Raw genomic sequence first — 22,260 nt, forward strand, 5'->3', positions numbered from 1 at the left:
CTCGACAGGACACGTAGCTTCGCATGCCTATGCAGCTAGTCCGACAACCCGCCAGCTTAACATCTCTATCTCGTTGATCAGTTTTCTCTTCGTGATCGGATTTGAGCTAAATATGAGATCATCAATCACGCCATGCAGCGCCGAATAAAGGTAGACGGCAACAAAACGGGGGCTACGGATAGACCATGCGCCGGACTGTTGACCTGAAGACAACAGCTCTTCCAAGGGGGATACTATTTTGCTGGTGAGGTTTCCGTTTGGTATTTGCGGATGCTTGTGGAACAACATATCCACCAAAGGCGGGTCATTCAGATAGCCATCCACGCTGGCCCCTACCCACGCCGCCAACCTCCCTGCGAAATCATCTTCGCTTTCGTTATTTATCTCAGCGCGAACCTTCCGAACATAATCCTCGACGAACCGCGATGCCAGCGCCGCATGAATATCTTCTTTCGAGTTGAAATAGATGTAAAAGGTACCTTTGGCGACTTTCGCGGCGTTGGTGATCTGGTCGACAGTAGTATGGTTCACGCCATGCTCGATGAACATGCGCTGAGCCGCATTCATAAGATCATCGCGTCGTTCTTCGGGGGGCTTTGTTCTTGGGCGCTTTGGACGCTGGGTATCGGCGGACGTCATCTGGAGCTTCTCCTGAAATGACTGGGGCACAGTCACCTTCAGTTCTATCTCACGGATCTGCGAGCGCATCAACGCGTAACACCGGAGCGACCTCGGACCGGTCCAAGAGGAATCTTCACGGATAGTTTAATGACTAACCGTCAGTCATAGTGTATGTTGGTTTGACAATTGGTCTCAGGCGCAGCGGCAACCTGCACGAAAACGACGACGGTATCGAACTATGAGGCGGCGTGTAAGGAAGCGCGGATATGAGGGCTCGTCAGCTTCTACGCTCGGAGAGCGCTCCTCCTTAGGAGGCCGCATACCGCTGGCGGCGCTGATTCAGACTGTCGCCGTCGCCGAACACCTAAACTTCCGCCACGCCGCTAACGCTCTTGGTGTGGCGCAATCCAGCGTTAGTGCGCGTGTAAAGGCACTGGAGGAAGAAATTGGCATACTCCTATTCGAGCGACACGCACGAGGTGTGCGGCTCACCGAAGCCGGTCGGCATTTCGTCAAGCAGATAGCGGCCGGCGTGGATCAACTGGACCATGCGGTGAAGACCGCAGGCATGGCGGCATCGGGAAAATCCGGTCGGCTTCGCATCGGCGTACCTGCCTTGATCCCGTGCAGCTTCCTTGCTGAGCTGATCGCGCGGTATCGCAACGACTACCCCGGCATCAACTTAGAGATAATCGAGGGTACGGCCCGCGATGCGGTGATGCGGCTCCGTGCCAACCGGTTGGACGTGGCATTTGTTGCCGGCACGCCCTATCTGTCCGATTGCCATACACGACCAATCTGGAGCGAACCACTGGTCGCCGTTTTGTCGGATGATCATCGTCTCGCCGGGCAGTCCACGATCACCTGGAACAGTCTTGTTGGCGAGACCTTCCTTGTCCGCCACGGCGGTACGGGACCGCAGATCCACGACCACATCATGTTGCGCTTTGCTGGACGCTGGCCTGCGCCGTCCATCCTGCGTTTCGATGTGGAGCGGGGCACACTGTTATCCATGGTCGGACAGGACTTCGGCATCACCATCGCCGGAGGGGCCACGGCGCTACAACCGATGAGCGGCATCGTGTTCCTGCCGATCGCGGATGAGCCGAAGCCCTTTACCTTTACCGGTGTCTGGTCACCGTTCAATCGCAGCGCCACGCTGAAAAATCTGCTCGATCTCGCGAGCAAGATGAGCCGTTCCGGGCGTGACGGCGATCGCTCGGCAGGATAGCGGTGAAGATAATCCATCCTATTTGCCGCCGATAGTGTCCGGCAGCCCTCCCGCAGCCTCTTCCCTGTTGCTTGTACCATTTTGCCTACTCTCTAATCGGCTCCGTCTCTTTTGCCGACTGGAGCCTGCATTGCGCGGAGGCCGAATCCTCTGGGGTCAGATCGCCGTAGTCTTCACCATCGTTCTGGTGATGACGTGCGCGGCGACACAATGGGTCGCCTTCCGTCTTGGTTTTCAGCCGCAGCTTGGAGCGCCATGGTTCGAGCTGGCGGGCCTGCCGGTCTATTATCCGCAGTCCTTCTTCTGGTGGTGGTTCTCGTTTGACGCCTATGCGCCCGCGATCTTCGTCGAGGGCGCGATCATCGCAGCCTCGGGCGGTTTGCTTGCCATTGCCGCCGCCATCCTCATGTCGATCATCCGAGCACGCGAGGCGCGCAACGTCGCTACCTATGGCTCGGCCCGATGGGCCGAGAACAGAGAAATCCGCGCGGCCGGATTGCTTGGCCCCGATGGCGTCGTGCTAGGCCGTCATGCCCAAGACTATCTGCGCCATGACGGTCCCGAGCATGTCCTATGCTTCGCCCCAACTCGCAGCGGCAAAGGCGTCGGGCTGGTGGTGCCGACCCTGCTGACATGGCCGGGAAGCTGCATCGTCCACGATATCAAGGGCGAGAACTGGACGCTGACGGCTGGCTTCCGTGCAAAGCACGGCCGCGTCCTGCTGTTCGATCCCACCAATGCCAGATCGTCCGCCTACAATCCGTTGCTGGAGGTGCGGCAAGGGGAATGGGAAGTCCGTGACGTGCAGAACATCGCGGATATTCTAGTCGATCCCGAAGGGAGCCTCGACAAGCGCAACCATTGGGAAAAGACCAGCCACAGCCTGCTCGTCGGCGCGATCCTGCATGTCCTCTATGCCGAGAAGGACAAGACTCTGGCGGGCGTCGCCAACTTCCTGTCCGACCCCCGCCGTCCGGTCGAAGTAACGCTTCGCGCGATGATGGACACGCCGCATCTCGCCGATGCCGGCGTTCATCCGGTCGTAGCGTCGGCAGCTCGGGAGTTGCTGAATAAAGCTGACAATGAACGATCCGGCGTGCTCAGCACCGCCATGTCGTTTCTCGGCCTCTACCGCGATCCTGTCGTGGCGCAGGTGACGGCGCGCTGCGACTGGCGGATTGCCGATCTGGTCGCCAGCGAAACGCCGGTGACACTCTACCTCGTCGTGCCGCCATCCGACATCAACCGCACAAAGCCGCTCATCCGCCTGATCCTCAACCAGATCGGCCGCAGGCTGACCGAGGAACTGAACACGTGCGGCGAGCGCCACCGCCTGCTGTTGATGTTGGACGAGTTTCCTGCGCTCGGCCGTCTCGACTTCTTCGAGAGCGCCCTAGCTTTTATGGCCGGCTACGGCCTCAAGTCTTTCTTGATCGCGCAGTCGCTCAATCAGATCGAACGCGCCTATGGGCCGAACAACGCCATTCTCGACAACTGCCATGTGCGTGTGAGCTTTGCCACTAACGACGAGCGCACGGCCAAGCGGGTGAGCGATGCGCTAGGAACCGCCACCGAACTGCGCGATTCCACTAACTATGCCGGGCATAGATTGGCCCCGTGGCTGGGGCATTTGATGGTTTCGCGACAAGAGACGGCCCGCCCGTTGATGACGCCGGGCGAGATCATGCAGCTCCCACCCACCGACGAGATCGTCATGGTGGCGGGCACGCCGCCTATTCGCGCCACCAAGGCCCGCTACTTCGAGGATGCTAGGTTTCAGGAACGCATCCTCACCCCGCCCGATCTGGTCTTCGCTCCGCTGGCGCCCAGCGCATCCGCCGATGACTGGTCCAGCCGCGTGGTCGCGGCGATGAGCTGTTCCACGGCCGACGCCGCAGACGCGGCCGAGAGCGATCCGGCCAATGCCGGTATCCGTCGCGAGCCGGAGCTGCCCGAGCATGAGGAAATCGTTGCCCTGCTGCCATCGCCCGAACAGGAGTTCAAGTTTCTGGACGACGAGCTGAACGTTGACGCGGCCAAGGCACGCGCCATGCGCCAGCGCATGAGGATGGTGGCGCGGCACGTGGCGATGAACCCCGATGACGAAATCGACCTTTGAGGATACCTCCATGGCAACCAGAACCCGTATGAACGTCTATTTCGATCCGGAGCTGCTGAAGCAGGTCGAAGCCTTGGCGCTGCGCCGCTCGCAGGCGCTTCGTCGCAATGTCTCGAAATCCGCCATCGTGGAAGCGGCGGTCATGTCTTATCTATCCGGCGAGTCCGCCGATCGACTTGAAGCGGCCATGTCGCGCCGCCTGGACAAGCTCGGCCGCCAGATCGACACGCTCGACCTGGACCTGGCCGTGCTCGGCGAGACGGTCGCGCTGTTCATCCATTTCTGGATGGCGATCACGCCGCCGCTTGCGGGAGCCACGCAATCCGCTGCCCGCGCCAAAGGCGCGGAGCGGTTCGAGGGCTTCATGCAGAATCTCGGCCGGCGTCTGGCGACCGGCGACAGGTTCCTCAAGGAGCTTTCGCGCGACATGATGCCCTTTACGCAAACTGCGACAGACTTTGGGGAGAACAGTAACAGGCGATGACGGCTTTGACCCCATTGCGGTCGTTCCGAACATCCGTGCACTTGCTGAAGAGCAGACGCTTCCTACGCCACCTGCTCGTGACGCATGGGCTGTTCTTGCCGAGCTGCCCCCAACGCGCGCATCCACCAGATGAGGTCGCCGATCATTGAGGTGGCGCTGACGTTCAGAAATTCGAAATCCTCAAGCCGCCGGTTACCGCTCGTAGTCGCCAGATACTGTTCCATGCCGATGTGGACGGCATTGCGAAGGGGGGCGAGTTGGAGCTCCACGCAGATGAGACGGAGTTGCTCGATGGCGCGTGCTGCGCCGACACCGCCATAGCCGAGAAACGCGGCAGGCTTACGGTTGAATTCGTGATAGGCATAGTCGAGTGCGTTCTTGAGCACGCCCGGGATGCTCCGGTTGTATTCCGCCGTGACGAAGATGAAGCCATCCATTTCGGCCACCTTTGCTGCCCATGCGCGGGCTTGGGCGCAGTGAGGTGGTGCATAGGCGGGAGAGGTTTCCTCTTCGAAGAACGGCATGGGGAAATCCCGTAGGTCGAGAGTTTCTGCATCGATCTCGGGGAACGCTTCGAGATGCTTGAGCAGCCACCGGGTCGGTTCGTCGGCATAACGTCCTTGGCGCGTGCTGCTGATGACGATGCCAATGCGAAGCTTTTTCATGTGGGAGTCCTTTCTGAATTGATACGCCTCATCCTTGGCGGGACAGCAGGCGGCCAAGGAGAAGGCAAAGCGCGACGAAGGCTGCCACGGCCGCGGTTCCGAGGAGGGTGGTGCCGGCCAGAAAGTCGGCCAGTCCCGCACTAAGCGGAGCGACGAACTGGCCAAGAAAGAGAGCGGTAGCGACACCACCGGTAAATCGCCCGTGCTTGGACCCAGGCGTCGAGGCAAGCACCAGTCCATTGACTGTAGGCAGCAGTAATCCTGTTGAGCATCCGGCGATGGCCATGCCGGCCAGAACCATGGAGTATTGACCGCCCACTGCGAGGAACTGCCCCACCGCGATCAGGACGAACGCAAGTGCCAGGATCGAGACTGGCCGCATTACCCGGCGAACGCGGCTGTAGAATGCAGCGGCAGTGCCCCCGGCAAACGTGCAGAGCGACAATGCATATCCGGCAAGAGTAGGATCGGCGACACCATTCGCGGCCAGATGAAACGGCAAGTGAACAGGGATGACGTAAAACAAGATCATCCCAACGAACGCGCTGACATAGGCGAGTACAACCTGCGGCCAAGCGACGGGAAAGGTGTCAGTACCGCCAGTGCGGGCGTCTCGTTGTCGACGAACCTTCGGCAGGAAGATAAAGAAGAGTGGCAGCAATAGCAGGGCGAGAAGGTAGGTGGCGAATGGCAGCCGCCAACTGATCGCGGCCAAAAGCCCGCCGAGCAAAAGAAAGATCATGCCGCCGAAGGATGACGCTGCTCCTTGAAGCCCGACTACACGATGTCGTTGGTCACCGGCATATAACGAGCCGATCAGCGTCAGCGTGCCGGTGCTAAAGCCAGCGATGGCCAATCCGAGGATCGCGCGGCTGATCAAGAGGACAGGCAGGCTCCACGCGTAGAGCCCGACCGAACCGGCAAGGGCAAAAAGCAGCGCCGAGCCAATCAGGACCTTGCGAGCCCCCAGGCTGTCCACGAGAGCACCCACCGGTGCGGCGGTCAACGCGATCACGAGCGCGGGCAAGGTCAGAGCGAATTGGGAAAGCAATCGTGCGTTTGGGATCTCACCGAAAGCGATCGACATGGCGGGCATGGATGGCGTGATCGCCGTAGCGGCCATGGCGGTGAGGCAACTGGCACCGAGAAGCCCGGCAAGCCTACCGATGCTATCGGGTTGGCCGAAAAAACCGGAAGGAACGTCCATCGCAGCTTTGGTGGTCATTGGTAGGTCCGCCGACGTTTGACTTGCCCATTGGTTAACCCACAGACACAATGGCGAGGTAGATGGCCAAAGGTGGCTTCTATGTTTCCGTATGTGGACGATGGCGATGATGAAGCTCAACGACCTGTTTTTCCTTGTTCAGGTGGTGGATCACGGCGGCTTTGCCGCGGCGTCGCGCGCGTTGGGTATCCCGAAGTCGAGCATCAGCAAACGTATCGCTGCGCTTGAGAACGATCTCGGCATTCGGCTCATCCATCGCACGACAAGGCGATTTGCCGTGACAGAAGCAGGGATAGGCTTTTATCGGCATGCCAAAGCGGCGCTGATCGAGGCGGAAGCGGCCGAGGAATTTGTTCGTGAGCAATTGGGCGAGCCGCGTGGGCTCGTCCGACTGACGGCGTCTGCAGCCATGGTTCAGATGGCACTTGCCGATCTGATACCAGAGGTCGCGGCGCTTTATCCCAGGATCCAGATCAGCCTGGTTACCACCAACCGCTACGTCGATCTGGTCCAGGAGAATTTTGATATAGCGATCCGTGCCCATCGGACCGATTTGCCGGATTCGGAATACGTTCAGAGGCGACTGGGTTTTTCACCAAACTATCTTGTGGCGTCGCCGGAGTATCTGTCGAAGCATGGCACGCCGCACGAGCCGGAGGACCTTCGCGGTCATCAGGGTATTCTCATCGACGGTACGCGTACGCATCAGCCGACCTGGCGACTGCGCCGGCAAGATGATGCCAGCGTCGACGTTTCGCTTATACCGAGGCTTTTCTCAGATGACCCCCTAGTGACCCTTAATGCGTCGCTCGCCGGTACTGCGATCGCGAACCTGCCGCATGGGTTGTGCTGGCCCTATATTCAAAATGGCAGGCTCGTCCGGCTTATGCCGGATTGGAGTGCAGGCGGCACGACAACGACGATCCTCATACCGCATCGTCGGGGTCAACTGCCCGCGGTCCGAGCCGTTGTCGATTACCTGGCGAAGGGCCTTGCGCAGAGAATGACCTTGAGCGCGTCCTGACGCCGGAGCGATACCGAATCAAGAAAGCAGTCCGCCTTCGTTATTCGCTTGCCGAAAGCTGACAGTCACCCTCCCACCCCATTTTGGCCCTGAGCCTTTAATGCAATTCTCAATGCCTAGTTTGCGAGAGTTTGCTGGTGCTGCACCAGCTTCCAGCTCTGTCCCTCCGCTCGATAGGTCGACGTGCAGAAACAGCGGTAAGGATCCGCGTTCCCGCGCCGGCCTTCCGCTGTATAGCCCAAGACAATGACGGTATCACCGGCTCGGCTAACCACGCGATCGCTCATCTTCACATCCGCCCAGCGCGGCGCGCCCTTGAGCCCTTCAATGATCGCGGAAACGTCCAGAACGCCCATGCCGGGGAAGACCATGAGGCAGGAGGGATCAAGCAGTTCATCGTAGGCGGAGATGCCCTCCAGCCACAAACGCTGCTCGGTTTTCCAGGCGATCTCATCGTCCATCTTGATGTCCTTGATTTCCGGTTTGCCATTTCAAATGGGGTTGGCGCACCTTGGGGCGTGCCAACCACCTTCAGAACTTCGTCCGTATTTCCTAGGCGCTATATTCACCGACGACATCATAAATGCCCGGAACCGGCTTGGCCAACCCTGCCAGTTTCTTGCCGAACTCGGCGGCAGCGGGATCGTTCTGGGTGGCTTGAACGTCCGCCGCGCTCGCCCATTTGGCGACGTTGACGATGCGTTTTCCGTCTTTGCTGGCCAGTAGCGTCACCGAGACAAAGCCCGGGCGCTTGCTGATCACCATATCGGTGGCGTCCTGAAGAATTTTCGCAACCTCGTCCTGCTTTCCTTCCTCAACCTCAAGGATGTTGACGAAGGTCACTTCACCGTTCGACATAACTAAGTCTCCATCTCCATGGCGCGGCACGGTTTGCGCCAGTTAAAAGCCGGGCTTACCAATCGAGCCCACACCTATGACGAGTGCGAGCAGGGAAATGTCAGTCGAGGCGGCCTGCACACGCAAAGTTTCCCCTGCTGACATTTGAGCTGCCTGGATCGTCATAGGCTTAAAGGGTGGCCCGGTGGGGCCGGGTCCGAATTGATAAGGCAGAAACAGTGACGTCGACCAATCGCGAGCTCATCGGGCATCCCAGCGATGATCCCGAGTTCCGAAAAGATGAAGCCGCTCTGATGGCGTTGGGGTACCGGCTGCTCGGAACCGTCGCCGATGCACAGGACGCAGTGCAGGAAACCTATGTGCGCTGGTACTCGCTCGGTCGCGAGGAGCGACAGGGCATTTCCGTTCCACTGGCCTGGAAACGGACGACGCTGACCCGCATCTGCTTTGACCGCCTCAAATCCTCTCAATACAAGCGGGAGGTCTATGTCGGCGAATGGTTGCCCGAACCGGTCCAAGGCGGTGAGTTCTGGGGCCTTGCCTCCAATCCCGCAGCGAATGCAGGATTGGGAACCTCAGAGAGCATCAGCGAGTCCATTTCAATGGCGCTGATGATCGTGCTCGACAAGATGACCCCACCTGAGCGGGTCAGCTTCATCCTGCACGACGTTTTCCAGTACACCTTCGAGGAAATCGCCGAAATCATCGGACGCACCCCACAGGCGTGCCGGCAATTGGCGTTCGCGGCGCGCAAGCGCTTGGGTGACCGGGCGCGAAGGCAATCGACATGGGAAGAGCATGCAAGACTCAACGAAGCGTTCAGAGCCGCCTGGCAGACGGGAAATGTCACAGCGCTGATCGCCCTCCTGGATGGCGACGCCGAGGCCATCACAGACGGCGGAGGGAAAACCGCGGCAGCAACCGAGCCATTGATCGGGTCTCATGCCATTGCCGAATTCTTTGCTGGAATTTTGGCACGTCAGCCCGATCTCCAGGTCGAGATCGCGACAGTCAATGGTGAGCCTGGCTTGATCGGCATGGCCGGCGACCAGATCATCTCGGTGATCTCGACTTCCGTGCGGAACGGGGTGATCCACAACATCTGGGCCATGCGCAATCCGGACAAATTGCGCGCCTGGTTCAAAGGCGACTAAGCCGCCCTTGTCCCCACACTGCCTGCTATCGGCCCATTAGCTCGCTATTATTCTCGCGGCGCCCTTGGAGCAAGGCTCAGGAGCCCGAGGAGTGCCAACGCCAATCCGATCCGGGGCGGCGCTGTGAGGCCATATCCGGCATCGATGCCCAGCCCTCCCGCCCAGGTGCCGACTGCAAGCCCAGTCGTGATGACCGAGGAATGAATCGCAATCACCATCGGGTCGGGGTGAGCGGCACGCATCACCCGCGCGGCCATGGCCGGGTTCCCAATATCACCCATCCTATTTACCGCCGTTCGCCGCCGATCACCGCACGCAGCTAGATACTTGTTGAACCAGCCCAATTCCGGGCTTTCTTAATCGACTCCGATCCGGGGATCGCCTGTCGCGTCCCTGCCAGAAGCCGGGGCCGACATGACCACCAATCACCAAAAACCGGAAGCCATTGCGCGCGGCGCGCGCATGTTACGCACCGCGCTCGGCACTGCCCTCGCGCGGTTTCTGGAAGACCCCGGCATCGTCGAAGTCCTCTTGAACCCGGACGGTCGCCTTTGGGTGGATCGGCTGTCCGAAGGGCTTTCCGACACAGGTGAGCGTCTGTCGCCCGCGACAAGCGAACGCATCGTGCGGCTCGTCGCGCATCATGTCGGCGTGGAGGTTCATGCCCGCAGCCCGCGCGTCTCGGCCGAACTGCCGGAGAGCGGCGAGAGGTTCGAGGGCCTTTTGCCGCCCGTGGTCGCTGCCCCCACCTTCGCAATCCGCAAGCCCGCCGTCGCGGTGTTCACGCTCGACGACTATGTGGCCGCCGGCATCATGTCCGCCGATCAGGCGGAAACGCTGCGCGAAGCCGTCGCAGCCCGCGCCAACATCCTTGTCGCGGGCGGCACCAGCACCGGCAAAACCACCCTGACCAACGCGCTGCTCGCCGAGGTTGCCAAGGGCGCGGATCGTGTCGTCATCATCGAGGACACCCGCGAGTTGCAATGCGCCGCGCCCAACCTTGTCGCCATGCGGACGAAAGACGGCGTGGCGACGCTTTCCGATCTGGTCCGTTCCTCGCTGCGCCTGCGCCCCGACCGCATCCCCATCGGCGAAGTGCGCGGATCGGAAGCCCTCGACCTTCTCAAAGCCTGGGGCACCGGCCATCCGGGCGGGATCGGCACCATCCATGCCGGCACCGGCATCGGCGCGCTCCGTCGCCTTGAACAGCTCATTCAAGAGGCTGTCGTCACCGTCCCGCGCGCGCTGATCGCCGAGACTATCGACCTTGTAGCCGTCCTTTCAGGGCGCGGTTCCGCGCGTCGGCTTGCCGAGCTTGCCCGTGTCGAGAGGCTGGGGCCGGACGGCGACTATCGCATCACCCCCGCCATCCAAACCAGCACAGGAAAACCCCAATGACCCGCACGCTCACGTGCGGCTATCGCTTCGCCGCGACCGCCGCATCCACCCTTGCCATCAGCCTCATGCTCGCGCCTGCCGCCCATGCGTCCGGTTCGTCGATGCCATGGGAAGCACCGCTCGAAACCGTCCTCCAGTCCATCGAGGGGCCGGTGGTCAAAGTCGTTGCTGTCATCATCATCGTCTTTACAGGCATCACGTTAGCGTTCGGCGACACCTCGGGCGGCGCTCGGCGGTTCATTCAGATCATTTTCGGCCTGTCCATCGCCTTCGCAGCGTCGAGCTTCTTCCTGTCGTTCTTCTCGTTCGGCGGCGGGGCGCTCGTTTGATGGCGGGTGGTCTCGAACAGCTCGACGCGGTGCCGGGCTTCACGATCCCGGTCCACCGGGCGCTGACCGAGCATATTCTGCTTGGCGGTGCACCGCGCTCCATCGCCATCATGAACGGGACGCTGGCCGGGGCCGTGGGCCTCGGCCTGCGCCTCTGGCTGGTCGGCGTCGTCATTTGGGCCATCGGCCATTTCGCGGCCGTGTGGGCGGCGAAACGCGATCCCCAATTCGTCGAGGTCGGGAGGCGGCATATCCGCATCCCCGGCCATCTGGCGGTGTGAGGGCGCGGCCATGATGAACCTTGCCGAATATCGCCGCACCGCCACCCGGCTCGCTGACTATCTGCCCTGGGCCGCGCTCGTTGGACAGGGCGTGGTGCTGAACAAGGACGGCAGTTTCCAGAGGACGGCGAAGTTTCGCGGTCCCGATCTGGATTCTTCTGTCGCCGCCGAGCTGGTCGCCGTCGCCGGCCGCATCAACAACGCCGTCCGCCGTCTCGGCTCCGGCTGGAGCATCTTCGTCGAGGCACAGCGCAGCGACGCCGCGACCTATCCCGACAGCACCTTTCCCGATCCCGCATCGGCGCTGGTCGATGCAGAGCGCAAGGCCGGTTTTGAGGAAGCGGATGCGCATTTCGTGTCCGGCTACTTCCTGACCTTCCTCTGGCTGCCCCCGGCCGAGGAAGCCGCCCGCACTGAGGCATGGCTCTACGAGGGCCGCGAGAAAACGGGCGTGGACCCGTGGGAAGTCCTGCGCGGCTTCATCGACCGCACCGACCGCGTGCTGGCCTTGCTCGACGGCTTCATGCCCGACTGCCATTGGATGGATGACGGCGCGACGCTGACCTATCTGCATTCGACCATTTCGACCAACCGGCATCGCGTGCGCGTGCCCGAGGTGCCCATGCACCTCGACGCGCTGCTCGCCGACCAGCCGTTGACCGGCGGGCTGGAGCCGCGCCTTGGCGACGCACATCTGCGCGTGCTGACCATCGTAGGCTTCCCGACCGCGACGACGCCCGGCCTGCTCGACGAAATGAACCGGCTGCCATTTCCCTATCGGTGGAGCACCCGCGCCATCCTCATGGACAAGACCGACGCAACCCGGCTGCTGAGCAAGATCAGGCGGCAATGGTTCGCCAAGCGCAAGAGCGTCGCCGCGATTCTGAAAGAGGTGATGACCAACGAGGCGTCCGCCCTTGTGGACACCGACGCCGCGAACAAGGCGCTCGACGCCGACATGGCGTTGCAGGAGCTTGGGGCGGACGTGGCGGGCATGGCCTATGTCACGGCGACCGTCACCGTTTGGGATGCCGACCCGCGCATCGCCGATGAGAAGCTGCGCCTGGTCGAGAAGATCGTTCAGGGCCGCGACTTCACCGCCATGGCCGAAACCGTCAACGCGGTTGACGCATGGCTCGGCAGCCTGCCCGGACACGCCTACGCGAATGTCCGCCAGCCGCCCATCAGCACTTTGAATCTCGCCCACATGATCCCGCTTTCAGCGGTGTGGGCGGGGCCGGAACGGGACGAGCATTTCGGCGACGCTCCATTGCTCTACGCTAGGACCGAAGGCTCAACCCCGTTCCGGTTGTCTTTGCATGTCGGCGACGTAGGCCACACCCTTGTCGTCGGTCCTACGGGGGCGGGCAAGAGCGTGCTGCTCGCCCTCATGGCCTTGCAGTTCCGGCGCTATGCAGGATCGCAGGTCTTTGCGTTTGACTTCGGCGGCTCGATCCGGGCGGCGACGCTCGCCATGGGCGGCGACTGGCACGATCTGGGCGGCGGGCTCACAGAAGGGGACGAGGCGTCCGTCTCGCTCCAGCCGCTTGCCCGCATCCACGATACCTATGAACGCGCATGGGCGGCGGACTGGATTGCGGCGATCCTCATGCGTGAAGGAATCGCCATCACGCCCGAGGTGAAGGAGCATCTTTGGACGGCGCTGACTTCGCTCGCCTCGGCCCCGGTCGAGGAACGCACGATCACGGGCCTCAGCGTTCTGCTGCAATCCAACGACCTGAAACAGGCGTTGCGCCCATTCTGCGTCGGCGGTGCCTATGGCCGGTTGCTCGACGCCGAGACCGAGCACTTGGGATCGGCGGACGTGCAGGCGTTCGAGATCGAGGGGCTGGTCGGGACCGGCGCGGCCCCGGCCGTGCTCGCCTATCTGTTCCATCGCATCGGCGACCGGCTGGACGGGCGGCCCACGCTGCTCATCATCGACGAGGGCTGGCTTGCGCTGGACGATGAAGGCTTCGCCGGCCAGCTCCGCGCATGGCTGAAAACGCTGCGCAAGAAGAACGCCAGCGTCATCTTCGCCACGCAAAGCCTGTCCGACATCGATAGCAGCAACATCGCGCCCGCGATTATCGAGAGCTGCCCGACGCGGCTCTTGCTGCCGAACGAGCGCGCCATCGAGCCGCAGATCACGGCCATCTATCGCCGCTTCGGCCTCAATGACAGGCAGATCGAAATCCTCGCACGGGCCACGCCCAAGCGGGATTACTACTGCCAAAGCCGCAGGGGCAATCGCCTGTTCGAACTGGGGCTGAGCGAAGTCGGCCTCGCGCTCTGCGCCGCATCCTCCAAATCCGACCAGACCGAAATCGCGCGCATCCGTGCCGAGCACGGCCGCGCCGGTTTCCTCGCCGGCTGGCTACGCCATCGCGGCGTCGAGTGGGCGGCCGACCTGATCCCGAACCTCACCAATCTTGCCGACCGGCCGGAATCCGCCGCGCCGGCCCGGCTCGATACCCACCCCACACAGGAGATTCTTCCATGACCTATCCCAAGATCGTTGGGGCCTCGGCCCTCGCGCTGGCGCTCGCCGTGCCCGTCGCGCTTTCGCCCATGCTGGCAAACCCGGCCCATGCGCAATTCGGCTTCGGCCGCATCGTCTATGACCCGAGCAACTACGCGCAGAACGTCCTCACGGCAGCGCGCACGCTCGAACAGATCAATAACCAGATCACCAGCCTCCAGAACGAGGCGCAGATGCTCATCAATCAGGCCCGCAACCTTGCGAGCCTGCCGCATAGCTCGCTCCAGCAGCTCCAGCAGAACGTCCAGCGCACGCAGCAGCTTCTCGGGCAGGCCCAAAATCTCGCGTTCGAGGTCGGCCAGATCGACCAGGCGTTCCAGAGCCAATACGGCAATGTCTCGCTTTCGGCGACCGACGCCCAGCTTGTCGCCGACGCGCGCGGCCGTTGGGAAAATACGGTTGGCGGTTTGCAGGACGCCATGCGCGTGCAGGCGGGCGTCGTCGGCAATATCGACAGCAACCGTGCCGAGATGGCCGCGCTTGTCGGCCAGAGCCAAGGCGCGACCGGCGCGCTGCAAGCCACGCAGGCAGGCAACCAGCTCCTTGCCCTCCAGTCACAGCAGCTTTCCGACCTGATCGCGGTCATCTCGGCGAACGGCCGTGCCGACGCGCTGACCGAGGCGGAGCGCGCGACCGCCGCCGAACAGGGTCGCATCCAGCGCGAGCGGTTTCTGACGCCCGGCACCGGCTACCAGCCGGGCAACGCGCAGATGTTCAGCAACGGCAACAACTGACCGGGAGGCCCGCCATGGACGGCAAGATGCTGGCCCGGCTCGGTGCCGTGGTGTTCATCGCCATCGCCGTGACAGTGACCGCGATCGACATGGCGCGGAAGGACGAGCCTTCCGCGCCACCCCCTGCGCCGGCCTTCCAGTCCCCGGCTGACCCCTTGCGCGGAACCCTGCGCCGTTGCCAGCAACTCGGCGAGGCAGCCGCAAACGATGCCGACTGCCTCGCCGCATGGGCGCAATCCCGTGACCGCTTCCTCGGCCGTGATCGCAGCGGGGCGCGCTGACCATGGGCAACACGGGCGTCATTGACAATTTCCTCGGGGTCTTCACCTCATACATCGACAGCGGTTTCGGGCTGCTCGGCGGCGAGGTCGCCTTCATCGCAACCACCCTGATCGTCATAGACGTGACGCTCGCCGCGCTCTTTTGGGCATGGGGCGCGGATGACGACATCATCGCCCGACTGGTCAAAAAGACGCTGTTCGTGGGCGTCTTCGCCTACATCATCGGCAATTGGAACAATTTAGCCCGGATCGTCTTCGAGAGCTTCGCCGGCCTCGGCCTCATGGCATCGGGGACGAGCTTTTCCGTTGCCGACCTTATGCGGCCGGGCCGTGTCGCGCAGACCGGCCTCGACGCCGGTCGCCCGTTGCTCGATTCCATTTCCGACCTGATGGGCTGGATCGCCTTTTTCGAGAACTTCATCCAGATCGCGTGCCTGCTGTTCGCATGGGCGCTGGTGGTGCTCGCGTTTTTCATCCTGGCGATCCAGCTTTTCGTCACGCTGATCGAATTCAAGCTGACGACGCTGGCAGGCTTCGTCCTCATCCCCTTCGGCCTGTTCGGCAAGACCGCGTTCATGGCCGAAAAGGTGCTCGGCAACGTGGTGTCGTCCGGCATCAAGGTCTTGGTGCTCGCCGTCATCATCGGCATCGGCAGCACCTTGTTTTCGCAATTCACGGCCGGCTTCGGCGGGGCAACCCCGACCATCGACGACGCCATGGCGATTGTGCTGGCAGCCCTGTCGCTGCTCGGCCTCGGCATCTTCGGACCCAGTATCGCCAACGGCATCGTCTCGGGCGGCCCGCAGCTCGGCGCGGGCGCGGCCGTGGGAACCGGGCTTGCCGTCGCAGGTGCAGGCGTCGCCGCTGGCGGCGGGGCCATGCTCGCCGCCAAGGGCGGTGCCGCCGCCCTGTCCGGCGGGGCCGCGGCCCTCCGCGGCGGCGCGACGGCCGCAGGCGCGGCAACCGCAGCCTATAGCGTCGGCGCGCTCGGCCAGACCGGCGCGGCCGGTGTTGCTTCCGGCCTTGGTGGTGTTGCCCGCGCAGCAGGCTCAGCCGCCGTCTCTCCCTTGAAGCGTGCCGTCTCGAAAGCCACCGAATCCGTCAAATCCAGCTTTTCCGGTGGCGCACGCGCGGCCTTCGATGTGACGGGCGGCAGCTCCACCATGGGCACGGTCGGCGGTGCAAGCGCCGCCCCGGCCGCATCATCCGCCCCGGCCGGCAGCCCTCCCGCTTGGGCGCAGCAGATGCGGCGCTCGCAGGCCATGAACCACGGCACGACCATGGCCGCCCATGCGGTGCGCTCCGGCGACAGCCACGGCTCCGGTTCCTCCATCAACCTTTCCGAAAGTGACCGCTCATGAGCATCTTCAAACGACCAGCAACCCATTACGGCAAATCGCCGGAACCCGAGACGCCCTATCAGAAGGCGGCGCAGGCATGGGACGAGCGTATCGGCTCGGCTCGTGTGCAGGCGAGGAACTGGCGGCTCATGGCCTTCGGCTCCCTTATCCTTTCGGCCGGCTTCGCCTCGGCTCTGGTCTGGCAGTCCGCACGCGGGACCGTGGTGCCTTGGGTGGTGCAAGTCGATAATCTAGGACAGGCGCAGACCGTCGCGCCTGCCAACGCCGACTATCGGCCGACTGATCCGCAGATCGCCTTCCATCTCGGCCGCTTCATCGAGCAGGTGCGCGCGATCCCGGCCGACGCGATCATTGTCCGTCAGAACTGGCTTCGCGCCTATGAGTGGACCACGGATCGCGGCGCGGCGGCGCTCAACGACTACGCCCGCGCCAATGATCCTTTTGCCAAGGTCGGCCGCCAGCAAGTCGCCGTCGAAGTGTCGAGCGTCATCCGGGCGTCCCCCAACAGCTTCCGCGTCGCGTGGACCGAACGCCATTTCGAGAACGGCCAGCTTTCCAGCACGGAACGATGGACGGCCATCCTCACCATCGTCATCCAGCCGCCGCGCGACGCCGAGCGTCTGCGCGCCAACCCGTTGGGAATCTACGTCAATGCGATTTCATGGTCGCGGGAGATGAGCCAATGAGGACGATCACCCGCACCCCGACAATTGCGGCCGTGCTGTTGTCAGTCACCATGCTGGCGGGCTGCGCCACGAACAGGACGCCGCAGTTCAGCTATGACGACAGCGTGCCGCCGCTGCCCACCGTGCAGGCGGCGGCAACAGACAATACGCCCCGGCCGCTGCATGTGCCCCCCGCATGGACCGTGGCGCGCGGCGGCACCGCCGCAGGCACGCCGACCGGCCGCGTCGAGAACGCCAACGCCGCCGCCCGCGTCGAGCCACGCCGGGAAGGCTACTACAACGCGATCCAGATTTATCCGTGGTCGGAAGGCGCGCTCTATCAGGTCTATGCCGCAGTCGGGCAGATCACGACGATCGCGCTGGAGCCGGGCGAAAGCCTGACAGGCGCGGGGCCGATTGCGGCGGGCGACACCACCCGCTGGATCATCGGCGACACGGAGAGTGGCAGCGGTGCGAACCGCCGCGTCCATATCCTCGTAAAGCCGACACGGCCGGACATTTCCACCAACCTTGTCGTCACCACCGACCGACGCATCTACATGATCGAGCTGCGCGCGCGGGAATCGCTCTACATGCCCGCCGTGGCATGGGCCTATCCCATACCGCCAGCAGGCCAGCGCCAGACCGTTCCGTCAGTGCCGATCATACCGGCCGAGGCTGCGCGGAACTATCGCTATGGGTTGCAGGTGCAGGGCGACAGCCCGCCGTGGCGGCCCGTCTCCGTCTTCGACGATGGCCGTCGCGTCTATGTCGTCTTCCCGGCCGGGATCGTGCAGGGTGAGATGCCGCCGATCTTCGTGCTCGGCTCCAATGGCGAACCGCAGATCGTCAACAGCCGGGTTCACCAGAACGTCCTGATCGTGGACCGCCTGTTTGGCGCGGCCGAGTTGCGCCTTGGCAGCGGCAACCGCCAGCAGACGGTCAGGATCGTCCGCATCAACCCGACGCAGGCGGCAGACGCGCAGCCCGCCAGCGCGACCGGAGGCTCCCCCTCATGACAGACACCATCAGCACCGACACCACCGCTCCCATGCGGCTGCGCGCCGAGCCGCCGCGCGTCACCCGCCTGTCCCGCAAGATGCTGGCAGGCGTCGGCGCTGTCGCGCTTCTCGGCATCGGGGGCGCGCTGATCTACGCGCTCCAGACCCGCGACGCGGGGCCGGGAAGCGAAGAACTTTATTCGACCGAGAACCGGCCCACGGCGGACGGCCTGTCCGGCCTGCCGCGCGACTATACCGGCCCGGTGCTCGGCCCCGCGCTGCCCGGCGACCTCGGCCGTCCGATCCTCGACGCGCAGAACAGGGGGCAGCCGGTTGCGCCGCCCGTCATGACGACGCCCGCCGTCGATCCCGAGGAAGAACGCCGCAGGGCCGAGGAAGAAGCCGCGCGCTTGAGCAATGTGTTCTTCCAGTCCGACCCGCGCACAGGAGCGCCGGTAGGAACGGCCATGCCCGGCCTTGCCGGTCTCGGCCTCGGCGGGCAGCCCGCGACACAGGATCGGCACACAGCTTTCCTCAATGGACCCGTGGACCGGCAGACGGTCGCGCCGGATCGCATCGCGCCGCCGGCATCGCCCTACATCCTTCAAGCCGGGGCTGTGATCCCGGCAGCGCTCATCACCGGCATCCGGTCGGACCTTCCGGGCCAGATCACCGCGCAGGTGACGGAGAACGTCTATGACAGCCCCACCGGCTCGCTGCTGCTGATTCCGCAGGGTACCCGCATCATCGGTCAATACGATGACGGCGTGACCTTCGGCCAACGCCGCGTCCTGCTGGTGTGGAATCGCCTGATCCTGCCGGGTGGCCGTTCCATCGTCCTTGAGCGCCTGCCGGGCGCGGACGCCAGCGGCTACGCCGGCCTTGAGGATGGCGTTGATTATCATTGGTGGGATCTGATGAAGGCCGCAGGGCTGTCCACGCTGCTTGCAGTCGGAACCGAACTTGCCACCAGCGACGAGGACCGGCTTATCCGGGCCATCCGCGACGGGGCGCAGGATACCGTCAATCAGGCCGGCCAGCAGATCGTGCAGCGCCAGTTGCAGGTCGCGCCCACGCTGACCATCCGGCCCGGTTTCCCGGTCAGGATCATCGTCACCCGCGACCTTGTGTTCGAGCCGGCAGGAGGTTGAGCATGACGAAGCTGAAACTCGGCCCGCTGCCCGACGACAAGGCCGTGAAGATCACCGTGGAGTTACCCGCTCAGCTTCACCGCGATCTGACCGCCTACGCCGAGGTGCTGGCCCGTGAAACCGGCCAGCCCGCCGCCGATCCCGTTAGGCTGATCGTGCCGATGCTGGAGCGGTTCATCGCCACGGATCGAGGGTTTTCTAAAGCGAGACGAACGCTGTCACAGAGCTAAGTCCAGCAGTTACCGACGCCATTGCGGACGATGCAGGCAGCAGGGTCGCTAGCCGAAAGCTGCCCTTGTGCCCGTCAATTTCTAACTCTACCTCACGCTGCGTACGGACTGGATAGCAACAACGACCAACGCCGCTCCGACAACAGCGACTGCTGCGTTCGGTTCGCCGTTGCCAAATGCCTAAGGATGCATCGCCGTATTCGCGCGCCAGCTTGCATCCGACGGATGCAAGCCATCGAATGCATCGCTCGTGCTGTTAGGTGGGTGCAAATCTGAGCGCAACGATGCCTGTAACGATCAACATGACGCCCACCAGCCGCATTATGCTAACCGCTTCGCCAAACAGCATGATGCCGAGCACTACGGTTCCGGCTGCTCCGATCCCGGTCCAGACAGCATAGGCGGAACCGACCGGCAGAATGTCCAGGACCCGGCCGAGTAGATAGACGAACGCGGCCAACAGAACGAGTGACAGGACCGTCCAGCCGGGCCGGGTATAGCCTTCGGAGAGTTTCATCGAGATCGCCCAGCCCACGTCAAGTAGGCCGGAGACGATCAGCAATAGCCAGGCTAGACTATGGCTCATGGCTTCCTCAAATGGCAATTTAGAGAAGGGTGGAGGTTCGTCTCTCGGTCGTCATCCCGTCGTCTTTGATCCTTCGGCACGCAGTGCCGCCAGCACCGCGGCACGGGTTCTGATCCGTCCAAGCAAGTCGCGCAGATGGGGGAAGCCGGAAAGATCGACACCGGTGAAATCCGACCAACCAACAACGGTGAACAGATAGGCATCGGCGACCGTGAAGGTCTTTCCGAGCAGGAACGGTCCGCCGGCTTGAAGGTGGCGCTCCACATGGGCCAGCCGCTCGCCGATCCTGGCACGAGCGACCTCTTGAGCCTGCGTCCCGTATTCGGGGTGAAACAGCCAAGGGCTAAACATCTTGTGCAGTTCAGTGGCGATGAAGTTGAGCCAGGATTGCAGCACGGCACGCTCGAGCGTGCCGTGCTGCGGAGCAAGCCCGCTGTCGGGCTTGAGGTCTGCGAGATACTGCACGATCGTAACGCCCTCCGTCAGCACCGTGCCCTGGTCGAGCACCAACGCGGGCACATACCCGTTCGGGCTCACCTCGGAATAGTCGTTGCCCGTTTCCGTGACATGGGGCGATGTCCTGATGTCGACGCGCACCAGTTCGAGCGGAATGGCGGCTTCATGGGCAACAATGAGAGGAGAGAGCGAGCAGGTCCCAGTGGCGTAGTAGAGCTTCATTGTTGGATCTTCCCCGTTTTGCGATCGAATGTTCGTAGGCTTGGAGCTAACCGTGAGAAGCTTACGGTGCTGCCCGCTGGTGTTTAGCAGCAGCGAAAACGCAACGCTCGTTGGGAATTTGCCAATGCTGATTGCATGACTGCAAGCGACAACCGTGCTATCTTCATCGTGATGGACGATTGGAATGAATTTCGGCTCGTGCTTGCAGTTCAACGGGCGACGAGCCTGACGGCTGCGGCGATTGCGCTCGGCGTCGATCATTCCACGGTGTTTCGCCGCCTCAAGGCATTGGAAGAACGGCTTGACGTGCGGCTTTTCGAGCGGCTTCCGGGCGGAACTTATCAAGCAACTGAGGCCGGCGCGCGGATGGCGGCCGGCGCGGAGCGCATGGAAGACGAGGCGTTGGCGCTTGATCGCGCCATATCGGGCCACGACCATCGGCTTCAGGGGCGTCTGAGGATCACCTCATCGGAAACACTCGCCTATAGCCGGCTGACGACATTTCTGGCTGCCTTCCGCCAAACTCATCCAGGGATCGTCGTGGAACTGACTGTCGACAATCGGGTGCTCAGCCTTTCGCGTCGCGAGGCCGACATCGCGCTTCGGCCGATCCGTCCCAAGGAAGGCGATCTATGGGGGCGCAAGCTGTCTGGCGTGGCCTGGGCACTCTATGCGGCTCCAGCCTATCTCGATACGACGGGTGGGCGCCTGTCGAGCGCAAGCGAGCTGGACCGCCACGCGCTTATCGGCTGGGAGGAAACAACCGCCGGAATCGGGGCCGCCGATTGGCTATCGCAGGCTGCTTCCCGCCAAAGAGTGGTCTACCGGACCAATAGTTTGATCAATCAGCTGGTTGCGGCCAAGTCGGGCGTCGGGGTGGCGCTTCTGCCGTGCTATCTTGGCGATAGCGAGCCGAGCCTGACAAGAGCGCTGCCAAAGCCGATCGCCCAATTGGAAGGCGAACTCTGGATCGTGACGCACGCCGACCTCAAAGGAACGGCGCGCGTGAGGGCATTCTTCGATCTCGTCGGTGAGGGCTTGGCGCGTGAGCGTAAGCTGTTCGAGGGAGAGCCAAGTCCCCCCAAACGCCCGGCAGGATAATCAGATTGCCTGCAGCCGGACGTGGGCACCACGCGGGGGGCTGAATTCGCGGTCGCCGGCCGGCATGACGCACGCCCCTCCTGCCCAGTTTTATAGTGAGAGTTCCAGTGATCGCTGAATCCGAAGTAGCAACCGGATCGACTGAGAAACCTCTTCAACGGAAAGGCCTTCGGCAACTCCGGCGAGCCATTCGCGTCGTGCCTTGTCGGCTTTGTCATAGATCTCCCGGCCCAGGGCGGTAGCGTCAAGCAAGGGAGCGCGCTTGTCTTTAGAGTTCTCGACCTTGCTCAATAGACCCTCTTGAACGAGGGCGTTTGTGACGCGTTGAACGGCCTGTCGTGTGACACCAGCCTCTCGGGCAAGTTCTGAGACTGTGTGGAGTCGATCGTGCCTCATAACAGCACCGAGTATCTGCCACCGAGCGCTTGTGAGGCCCAACTTCCCCACTACGCTATCGCCCGCCGCTAGCAGGCGCCCGTTTAGCCGGAACACCTCCAGCACCAAATGGCCGATATCTTCAGAGCTAGCCTTCATTGTAGGT

At 62.9% G+C, this 22,260-nt stretch carries 26 protein-coding genes; 17 read left to right on the forward strand and 9 right to left on the reverse strand.

Going from position 1 to position 22,260, the window contains the following annotated elements; genetic code table 11:
- Nucleotides 1-27: 27 nt before the first annotated feature.
- On the reverse strand, nucleotides 28-639 hold the full coding sequence (locus IE151_RS03615) for a TetR/AcrR family transcriptional regulator (RefSeq protein ID WP_189487996.1): 612 nt from the start codon (nucleotides 637-639) through the stop codon (nucleotides 28-30).
- Between the two features lie 307 nt (nucleotides 640-946).
- Here IE151_RS03615 and IE151_RS03620 point away from each other — a divergent pair, with 307 nt between their 5' ends.
- From IE151_RS03620 to IE151_RS03630, 3 genes are all read left to right on the forward strand, one after another.
- Nucleotides 947-1,852 carry a LysR family transcriptional regulator gene (locus IE151_RS03620; protein WP_244636609.1) on the forward strand — a complete coding sequence of 302 codons (906 nt, stop codon included), beginning with the start codon at nucleotides 947-949 and terminating at the stop codon, nucleotides 1,850-1,852.
- Nucleotides 1,853-1,982: 130 nt separating this feature from the next.
- Entirely contained in the window at nucleotides 1,983-3,971 is a 1,989-nt protein-coding gene (locus IE151_RS03625) for a conjugal transfer protein TraG (RefSeq protein WP_189487999.1), read from the forward strand.
- 10 nt (nucleotides 3,972-3,981) lie between these two features.
- Entirely contained in the window at nucleotides 3,982-4,455 is a 474-nt protein-coding gene (locus IE151_RS03630; protein ID WP_189488001.1) for a ribbon-helix-helix domain-containing protein, read from the forward strand.
- A gap of 62 nt (nucleotides 4,456-4,517) precedes the next feature.
- Here the strand turns inward: IE151_RS03630 and IE151_RS03635 are convergent, their stop codons facing one another.
- Together IE151_RS03635 and IE151_RS03640 are read right to left on the reverse strand one after the other, a co-directional pair.
- On the reverse strand, nucleotides 4,518-5,120 hold the full coding sequence (locus IE151_RS03635; RefSeq protein ID WP_189488003.1) for an NADPH-dependent FMN reductase: 603 nt from the start codon (nucleotides 5,118-5,120) through the stop codon (nucleotides 4,518-4,520).
- A gap of 28 nt (nucleotides 5,121-5,148) precedes the next feature.
- A complete protein-coding gene (locus IE151_RS03640; protein WP_189488005.1) occupies nucleotides 5,149-6,345 on the reverse strand; it encodes an MFS transporter in 1,197 nt (398 codons plus the stop codon).
- 106 nt (nucleotides 6,346-6,451) lie between these two features.
- On the opposite strand from IE151_RS03640, the gene IE151_RS03645 reads away from it, so the two are divergent.
- Nucleotides 6,452-7,369, forward strand: a complete 918-nt coding sequence (locus IE151_RS03645; protein ID WP_189488007.1) for a LysR substrate-binding domain-containing protein — start codon at nucleotides 6,452-6,454, stop codon at nucleotides 7,367-7,369.
- A 116-nt stretch (nucleotides 7,370-7,485) separates the two neighbouring features.
- On the opposite strand, the gene IE151_RS03650 is transcribed toward IE151_RS03645, so the two are convergent.
- The gene (locus tag IE151_RS03650) at nucleotides 7,486-7,830 is read right to left on the reverse strand and encodes a nuclear transport factor 2 family protein (RefSeq protein ID WP_189488009.1); all 345 of its coding nucleotides are present in this window, start codon (nucleotides 7,828-7,830) and stop codon (nucleotides 7,486-7,488) included.
- A 91-nt stretch (nucleotides 7,831-7,921) separates the two neighbouring features.
- Entirely contained in the window at nucleotides 7,922-8,227 is a 306-nt protein-coding gene (locus IE151_RS03655) for an antibiotic biosynthesis monooxygenase family protein (RefSeq protein WP_189488011.1), read from the reverse strand.
- 218 nt (nucleotides 8,228-8,445) lie between these two features.
- Between IE151_RS03655 and sigJ the strand changes: the two genes are divergently transcribed.
- Nucleotides 8,446-9,381, forward strand: coding sequence for an RNA polymerase sigma factor SigJ (sigJ, locus tag IE151_RS03660; RefSeq protein WP_210310854.1), 936 nt, complete (start codon nucleotides 8,446-8,448; stop codon nucleotides 9,379-9,381).
- Nucleotides 9,382-9,428: 47 nt separating this feature from the next.
- On the opposite strand, the gene IE151_RS03665 is transcribed toward sigJ, so the two are convergent.
- Nucleotides 9,429-9,662 (reverse strand): hypothetical protein, encoded by a 234-nt coding sequence (locus IE151_RS03665; RefSeq protein WP_189488013.1) that lies wholly within the window; start codon nucleotides 9,660-9,662, stop codon nucleotides 9,429-9,431.
- A gap of 133 nt (nucleotides 9,663-9,795) precedes the next feature.
- Here IE151_RS03665 and trbB point away from each other — a divergent pair, with 133 nt between their 5' ends.
- From trbB to IE151_RS03720, 11 genes are read left to right on the forward strand one after another with little or no spacing between them, the layout of a single operon-like run.
- Nucleotides 9,796-10,779, forward strand: a complete 984-nt coding sequence (trbB, locus tag IE151_RS03670; protein WP_189488015.1) for a P-type conjugative transfer ATPase TrbB — start codon at nucleotides 9,796-9,798, stop codon at nucleotides 10,777-10,779.
- A complete protein-coding gene (locus tag IE151_RS03675; RefSeq protein WP_189488017.1) occupies nucleotides 10,776-11,108 on the forward strand; it encodes a TrbC/VirB2 family type IV secretion system protein in 333 nt (110 codons plus the stop codon). Before trbB ends, IE151_RS03675 begins: the two co-directional genes overlap by 4 nt.
- Entirely contained in the window at nucleotides 11,108-11,389 is a 282-nt protein-coding gene (locus IE151_RS03680) for a VirB3 family type IV secretion system protein (RefSeq protein ID WP_189488020.1), read from the forward strand. The genes IE151_RS03675 and IE151_RS03680 overlap by 1 nt, the downstream gene beginning before the upstream one ends.
- 10 nt (nucleotides 11,390-11,399) lie before the next feature.
- A complete protein-coding gene (gene trbE, locus IE151_RS03685; protein ID WP_189488022.1) occupies nucleotides 11,400-13,892 on the forward strand; it encodes a conjugal transfer protein TrbE in 2,493 nt (830 codons plus the stop codon).
- The gene (gene trbJ, locus IE151_RS03690; protein WP_189488024.1) at nucleotides 13,889-14,665 is read left to right on the forward strand and encodes a P-type conjugative transfer protein TrbJ; all 777 of its coding nucleotides are present in this window, start codon (nucleotides 13,889-13,891) and stop codon (nucleotides 14,663-14,665) included. The genes trbE and trbJ overlap by 4 nt, the downstream gene beginning before the upstream one ends.
- 14 nt (nucleotides 14,666-14,679) lie before the next feature.
- Entirely contained in the window at nucleotides 14,680-14,946 is a 267-nt protein-coding gene (gene trbK-alt / locus IE151_RS03695) for a putative entry exclusion protein TrbK-alt (protein WP_189488026.1), read from the forward strand.
- A 2-nt stretch (nucleotides 14,947-14,948) separates the two neighbouring features.
- Complete coding sequence (gene trbL / locus IE151_RS03700; protein ID WP_189488028.1) at nucleotides 14,949-16,307, forward strand: P-type conjugative transfer protein TrbL; 1,359 nt, start codon at nucleotides 14,949-14,951, stop codon at nucleotides 16,305-16,307.
- Entirely contained in the window at nucleotides 16,304-16,993 is a 690-nt protein-coding gene (gene trbF / locus IE151_RS03705) for a conjugal transfer protein TrbF (RefSeq protein ID WP_147427848.1), read from the forward strand. The genes trbL and trbF overlap by 4 nt, the downstream gene beginning before the upstream one ends.
- Complete coding sequence (gene trbG, locus IE151_RS03710) at nucleotides 16,990-17,991, forward strand: P-type conjugative transfer protein TrbG (protein ID WP_189488030.1); 1,002 nt, start codon at nucleotides 16,990-16,992, stop codon at nucleotides 17,989-17,991. Before trbF ends, trbG begins: the two co-directional genes overlap by 4 nt.
- A complete protein-coding gene (locus IE151_RS03715; RefSeq protein WP_189488032.1) occupies nucleotides 17,988-19,124 on the forward strand; it encodes a TraB/TrbI/VirB10 family type IV secretion system protein in 1,137 nt (378 codons plus the stop codon). The genes trbG and IE151_RS03715 overlap by 4 nt, the downstream gene beginning before the upstream one ends.
- Nucleotides 19,125-19,126: 2 nt before the next feature.
- Nucleotides 19,127-19,354 carry a DUF2274 domain-containing protein gene (locus IE151_RS03720; RefSeq protein ID WP_189488034.1) on the forward strand — a complete coding sequence of 76 codons (228 nt, stop codon included), beginning with the start codon at nucleotides 19,127-19,129 and terminating at the stop codon, nucleotides 19,352-19,354.
- Nucleotides 19,355-19,610: 256 nt separating this feature from the next.
- Here the strand turns inward: IE151_RS03720 and IE151_RS03725 are convergent, their stop codons facing one another.
- Together IE151_RS03725 and gstA are read right to left on the reverse strand one after the other, a co-directional pair.
- A complete protein-coding gene (locus IE151_RS03725; protein ID WP_189488036.1) occupies nucleotides 19,611-19,940 on the reverse strand; it encodes a DMT family transporter in 330 nt (109 codons plus the stop codon).
- 51 nt (nucleotides 19,941-19,991) lie between these two features.
- On the reverse strand, nucleotides 19,992-20,618 hold the full coding sequence (gene gstA, locus IE151_RS03730) for a glutathione transferase GstA (RefSeq protein WP_189488038.1): 627 nt from the start codon (nucleotides 20,616-20,618) through the stop codon (nucleotides 19,992-19,994).
- A 135-nt stretch (nucleotides 20,619-20,753) separates the two neighbouring features.
- On the opposite strand from gstA, the gene IE151_RS03735 reads away from it, so the two are divergent.
- Nucleotides 20,754-21,719, forward strand: coding sequence for a LysR family transcriptional regulator (locus IE151_RS03735; RefSeq protein WP_244636593.1), 966 nt, complete (start codon nucleotides 20,754-20,756; stop codon nucleotides 21,717-21,719).
- A gap of 90 nt (nucleotides 21,720-21,809) precedes the next feature.
- On the opposite strand, the gene IE151_RS03740 is transcribed toward IE151_RS03735, so the two are convergent.
- A complete protein-coding gene (locus tag IE151_RS03740; protein ID WP_189488040.1) occupies nucleotides 21,810-22,253 on the reverse strand; it encodes a MarR family winged helix-turn-helix transcriptional regulator in 444 nt (147 codons plus the stop codon).
- Between the last annotated feature and the right edge of the window lie 7 nt (nucleotides 22,254-22,260).

Source organism: Limoniibacter endophyticus, from assembly GCF_014652835.1.
GTDB lineage: Bacteria > Pseudomonadota > Alphaproteobacteria > Rhizobiales > Rhizobiaceae > Limoniibacter > Limoniibacter endophyticus.